The sequence below is a fragment of the Pseudovibrio sp. W74 genome (genome assembly GCF_001623085.1).
GTDB lineage: Bacteria > Pseudomonadota > Alphaproteobacteria > Rhizobiales > Stappiaceae > Pseudovibrio.
In genome coordinates this window covers 4844-5052 of sequence record NZ_LMCJ01000056.1, presented here as the reverse complement: position 1 = coordinate 5052, position 209 = coordinate 4844, and the positions used below count along the sequence as shown (strand labels likewise).

General features: G+C 53.1%; 1 protein-coding gene. It reads left to right on the top strand.

Annotation, left to right across the window (positions count from 1 at the left end):
- The coding region (locus tag PsW74_RS28990) for a hypothetical protein (RefSeq protein ID WP_193777983.1) at window positions 1-209 on the top strand (209 nt) is incomplete at both ends.

Genomic DNA, 209 nt, shown 5'->3' with positions numbered 1-209 from the left:
AGGCAGCAAGAGCTGCTCGTTTTGGAACGCAAGGCTACATCAATTCTGAGGGTGTGCTGGCAAATGGCCTTGAGGGCAATGTTCCAGGTCTTGATTCAGGACTGACCCAGAGCGCAGCACTTAGCGTGCCATCTGCAGCTGGAGGTATAGCCGGTTCCCTAAGTGTGCCTGAAGGGATTGATCCGGAAAACAGCACTTACAAAGCGTCT